Here is a 4,849-nt window from a genome sequence, read left to right as displayed (position 1 = left end):
GTATTCACGCTGGCCATTAGTGCTGGCGGCCATAGCCTTATGCATGCTTTTGGCCTCCCCCATGAACGCCGACGCGGCTTCACAAAGCGCTCCCTCCGATCAAAAGCATTCGAACGCTACCCCCCACGCCGCCAAAAAGTCTTCCGGCGACACTGAGACTCGCAAATCCAAACGCGAAAAGACCAGTGACAAAACCGCCTCTTCGCACAGCTCGCGCTCAAAGCGCGATAAAGCTGAATCGCGCTCCAAATCCAAGCAACGCCAATCCTCACCCACTGCATCCTTATCCGAAAAAGAACGCCGGGATAGCACAGACAGCCGTGATATCTGGCTGAAACGCGCTCAGGAAAGCGAAATCATGTCTGGCAAAGCCTCCTGGTACGGACGCGATTTCCACGGCGGCTCGACCGCCAGCGGGCTTGATTACGACATGTACACCTTTACCGCCGCGCACCGCACCTTGCCCATGGGCACGGTTGTTCGCGTCACCGACCAAAATAACGGCAAGAGCGTTATGGTCTGTGTGACGGACAGAGGCCCCTTTGTGCGCGGGCGCATCATTGATCTTTCCTTTGCTGCTGCGCAACAGATTGATATTGATGATAAAGGCATCAGCAAGGTCAAGCTGGAAGTCATCAGTGACGAAAGCGGCACGCCCCTCAAACCCGACGAAGCATATTTTGTGCGCTACAACGCCGCTCAGGGTGATGAAAAAATCGGCCCCTTCCGCGCATTCGCGGATGCTGCGGCCATGCATGAAGCACTGCGCCAGGTTCACCCCGAGGCTGAAGTGGTCATGGATCAATCCAAGTAACAGCGCAATACCTTCCGCGCTGCACACGCGCGACAACGTCCCCGGTGTATACCGGGGACGTTTTTTTATGTCGTGCGCAAGCTTGCCACACTGCGGCTTCCCCGGTATGGAATCTGTTTGTTATTCCCTACCAAGAAGGATGTCATGGGCTTTTTTTACAGTATTATTTCTTCTGCGGCCTTTGGCCTTATCCCTCTGTTTACACTGCCGCTGATGCATGGCGGCGTTTCTGGGCCTTCCGCCCTGTTCTACCGCTTTGCCATTGCCACAGTGGTGCTGGGCCTGGTGCTTGCCGTGCGCGGCGAAAGATTCAGCGCTCGCGGCATTGACCTGTGCAAGCTTGCCGGTATGAGTTTCATGTACACCATGGCTGCCCTGCTCTTTTTTTGGGGATTCAAGCACATGCCGAGCGGTGTTGTGGCAACGCTGCAATTTACCTACCCCGTCATGGTCATGCTGATCATGATTGTGTTTTATCACGAGCGCTTCTCTTGGATCACGGCCCTGTCCATCCTGCTGGCTATTGCTGGCGTATATCTGCTCTGCGGCGGAAGTGACGGCGACATGGGCGGGGCAAGTACCTTAGCCGTGGCCCTGCTTCTGCTTTCCGCCCTGTGCAACGCCGTGTACATCACAACTATTTATGCCGCGCGCATTCCCAACATGAGCGGCCTGGTGATGACTTTTTACGTGCTGGCCTTTGGGGCGGTGATATCCGGGGCCAACGCCCTGTTGGCGGATTCATTCCAGCCCCTGCACTCCTGGTGGGAACTGCTGCTCGCAACATTGCTGGCTGTGGTGACAGCCGTTATTTCAAACCTCACCCTCATTCTTGCCGTACAGCGCATCGGCTCCACGCTGACATCCATCCTTGGCGTTATGGAGCCTGTAACTGCCGTGGTGGTGGGAATTCTGGTGTTCAGCGAGCCGTTCAGCATGTCGCTGGTCGCAGGGGTGGCCTTTATTGCCGCATCGGTTGTACTGGTTATGCTCGGCAAGCAAATAACAGCCTTTTTTCAGCGCCACAAACACGCATAAAAAAACGCGGCAAATTATATTTGCCGCGTTTTTTTATTTTCTGCTTCAACGCTGCTACAACCCTGAGGGTTCATACCCCAAGGCACGGGCCAGCAATTCGGTATAGCTCATAACCCGGAGCCTGCCCTGACCAGCCCCGCGCAGGGCTACAGTACAGCCGGAACAGGCGCAGACAAGAGCGTCAACGCCGCCATCCAGCGCCGCCGCCACAATGCGCTCTGGCTGATTTTTACAGCACAGGCCACCCGCAACATCCTGCACGGCAAGACCTTCCACCCCTTCAAGAAACTGCCTGTAAGCGGGCCAGTTCAGCGATGTCTGCGGAAAGTGCCTGCGGTAAGAGGTGTGGCATCCTTCAAAATAGGCCACCTTCAGGGGCTTGATTTGCAGGCGCTGCTCCTTCAGGGCGTCCAGCAGCACGTCAAGAATATAGCTGTGGGAAACATCGCCCCCCGCATCAACCGACTCGGCCACGTGCGCGCAGCCTGCGCAGCAGTATGCGAGGCGGGATGCCCCCTTCTGCGCTGCCGCAGAGCTGTTGCCCCGCACAAAACCCTTGGCGGTTTCTACCATCTGCGGCCTGTCCTCTGAGGCGACCTGATGCATCAGGGGCAAGCCGCAGCAGTTTTCTTTCTCCAGCCAGGTGTGGGCCATGCCAAGGCGACCCAAAATCCACGCCACCTCGCGCAAAATATTGGGAGTGCTGAACGGCCTGTAACAGCCGAAAACAAGAGCCAGATCCGCCTGTTGCGGCACACCTGCAAAACCGTTGGCCCCCAGAGCCATGGCCCGCAACACCTGCGGCGCGCCGTGCTGGCCTGTGGTTGCTACATCCTGGAGCTGCGTTTCAAAATTCCTGCCGCACGCGCTTTTGACTACCCAGTCGCTCAGCTTGCCTGTGGTCACTTTCATAATTCCGCCTCTATGCCCTTATGCAAAAGTCTGCATGGTAAACCACAAAAGGCCGCCCCATGGTGCGGACGGCCTTTTGAAATGGTTCGGAGCAGCGGCTACAGCCGCTCCACAACCTTGTCGCCCATTTCTTTGCAACCCAGCAGGGTTTTGCCGGGCTCCATAATGTCGCCGGTGCGGAAACCATCGGCCAGAGCCTTGCGCACTGCAGCCTCGATGGCATCGGCTTCCTTGCCCATGTCAAAGCCAAGGCGCAGCATCATGGCCCCGGAAAGAATGGTGGCAAGGGGGTTGGCCTTGTTCTGCCCCGCGATGTCGGGGGCAGAGCCGTGGATGGGTTCAAACAGGCCGGGGCCGGAAGCACCCATGGAGGCCGAGGGCAGCATGCCCAGCGATCCGGTGATGACCGAGGCTTCGTCCGACAGAATATCGCCAAAAATATTACCCGTGAGGATCACGTCGAACTGCGAAGGATCGCGCACAAGCTGCATGGCGGCATTGTCCACGTACATGTGGGTCAGTTCCACATCCGCATACTGGCGGTGCGTTTCAATGACCACTTCCTTCCACAGGCGCGAGGTTTCCAGCACGTTGCTCTTTTCCACAGAGCAGACCTTGTTGCGGCGTTTGCGGGCCGTTTCAAAGGCCACCGTAGCAATGCGGCGGATTTCTTCCTCGTTGTACACCATGGTGTTGTAGCCGGTGCGCAGGCCATCGCGCATTTCCTGCCCGCGCGGTTCGCCAAAATAGATGTCGCCGGTCAGTTCGCGCACAACCACGAGGTCAAGGCCCTTGGCGGCAATATCGGCCCGCAGCAGGCACGCGCCCGCCAGTTCGGGCAGCAGCATGGCCGGGCGCAGGTTGGCAAAAAGCTCAAGCTCCTTGCGGATGCGCAGCAGGCCTTTTTCCGGGCGTTTTTCGGGCGCGAGGGCGTCCCACTTGGGGCCGCCCACAGCCGCCAGAAACACGGCATCGGCACTGCGGCACTTGCGCACGGTTTCTTCCGGCAGGGGGTCGCCAGCCGCATCAATGGCGGAACCGCCGATGTGGGCGGTGTCAAAAACAAATTCGTGGCCGAACTTTTCAGCGGCGGCCTTGAGAACCTTAACACCTTCGGCCAGAATCTCCGGGCCGATGCCGTCACCCGGCAAGAGGCAGATGGTCTTTTTCATAAAATATCCTTGAACTCAATTCTTTCTGTTGATGCCTATTTTTTCATATTTACCGACATACCAGCTATTTTTTTACATGAAGATTTTTGCGCCAGGACAAGAAAAATGGGGTTTTGCCGACAGGAGTATACTCATAGATATTCGACTGGAGGCAAAAGCCCACTTTGCCGCAGGCCTGGCCAAAAAGATTATGTAAAAAATTAGCTGGCCAGGCGTTCCTTGACATAGCCGACCAACCCGCCCTTATCCAGAATGGCAGTCATGGACTTGGGCAGGGGGGGGCAGGTTATCTGCGCGCCGTTGGTCAGATCGCGGATAATACCGGTGGCGGCGTCGATTTCCAGCTCGTCGCCGTCATTGATCTTGTCCACGTCATCGCCCACTTCCATGAGCAGCAGGCCCATATTGAAGGAGTTGCGGTAAAAAATGCGCGCAAAGCTGTGGCCGATCACCACGTGCATGCCCGCGCCAAGAATGGCGATGGGCGCGTGTTCACGGGAAGAACCGCAACCGAAGTTGCGTCCCGCGACCATGATGTCGCCGGGGGTCACGCGCTTGACCCAGTCGGGTTCAAGGCCGGACATGCAGTTTTCGCCCAGCTTTTTGGAATCGGTGGTCACCAGAAAGCGCGCGGGAATGATGGCGTCCGTATCAATGTGCTCGCCCACTTTGTGGGCCTTACCTTTGTAATTCATGAGGCTGTCCTTCTTTCTCTGCGCCGGGCGCGGTGGCCCGGGGCGCAGGCAGGTGCTGATGTGTGCTGCCTACAGCTGATCAGGCCCGGCCACGCAACCCGCAATGGCCGAAGCGGCTGCCACGATGGGGCTTGCCAGATAAACCTCGGAACTCAGGCTGCCCATGCGGCCCTTGAAATTGCGGTTGGTGGTGGCCACGGCGCGTTCGCCATCGCCCA

6 protein-coding genes are annotated in these 4,849 nt (G+C 57.7%); 2 read left to right on the top strand and 4 right to left on the bottom strand.

The features are described 5' to 3' along the window. Positions 1-814 (top strand): septal ring lytic transglycosylase RlpA family protein (locus tag VEZ52_RS07860; RefSeq protein WP_324836337.1); only part of this gene is annotated, 814 nt, incomplete at its 5' end. A 144-nt stretch (positions 815-958) separates the two neighbouring features. Next, entirely contained in the window at positions 959-1,852 is an 894-nt protein-coding gene (locus VEZ52_RS07855; protein ID WP_324836336.1) for a DMT family transporter, read from the top strand. A 54-nt stretch (positions 1,853-1,906) separates the two neighbouring features. Here the strand turns inward: VEZ52_RS07855 and VEZ52_RS07850 are convergent, their stop codons facing one another. The 4 genes from VEZ52_RS07850 to VEZ52_RS07835 form a co-directional block, all read right to left on the bottom strand. Then, positions 1,907-2,764, bottom strand: coding sequence for a (Fe-S)-binding protein (locus VEZ52_RS07850; protein ID WP_324836335.1), 858 nt, complete (start codon positions 2,762-2,764; stop codon positions 1,907-1,909). A gap of 98 nt (positions 2,765-2,862) precedes the next feature. Continuing rightward, positions 2,863-3,936 carry a 3-isopropylmalate dehydrogenase gene (gene leuB / locus VEZ52_RS07845; protein WP_324836334.1) on the bottom strand — a complete coding sequence of 358 codons (1,074 nt, stop codon included), beginning with the start codon at positions 3,934-3,936 and terminating at the stop codon, positions 2,863-2,865. Positions 3,937-4,136: 200 nt separating this feature from the next. Then, positions 4,137-4,631 (bottom strand): 3-isopropylmalate dehydratase small subunit, encoded by a 495-nt coding sequence (gene leuD / locus VEZ52_RS07840; RefSeq protein WP_324836333.1) that lies wholly within the window; start codon positions 4,629-4,631, stop codon positions 4,137-4,139. 69 nt (positions 4,632-4,700) lie between these two features. Next, on the bottom strand, positions 4,701-4,849 hold a 149-nt coding region (locus VEZ52_RS07835; RefSeq protein WP_324836338.1), incomplete at its 5' end, for an aconitase family protein.

This window comes from Desulfovibrio sp. (assembly GCF_035644575.1).
In the GTDB taxonomy this organism is placed as follows: domain Bacteria; phylum Desulfobacterota; class Desulfovibrionia; order Desulfovibrionales; family Desulfovibrionaceae; genus Desulfovibrio.
Note: the sequence above shows the minus strand (reverse complement) of the source record. Positions and strands in the feature narration are given on the sequence as shown.

What these genes read in the sequence shown, in the direction of transcription:
- VEZ52_RS07855 (WP_324836336.1), top strand. Translation starts at nt 959, where the DNA reads ATGGGCTTTTTTTACAGTATTATTTCTTCTGCGGCCTTTGGCCTTATC.
- leuD (WP_324836333.1), bottom strand. Translation starts at nt 4,631, where the DNA reads ATGAATTACAAAGGTAAGGCCCACAAAGTGGGCGAGCACATTGATACG.
- VEZ52_RS07850 (WP_324836335.1), bottom strand. Translation starts at nt 2,764, where the DNA reads ATGAAAGTGACCACAGGCAAGCTGAGCGACTGGGTAGTCAAAAGCGCG.
- leuB (WP_324836334.1), bottom strand. Translation starts at nt 3,936, where the DNA reads ATGAAAAAGACCATCTGCCTCTTGCCGGGTGACGGCATCGGCCCGGAG.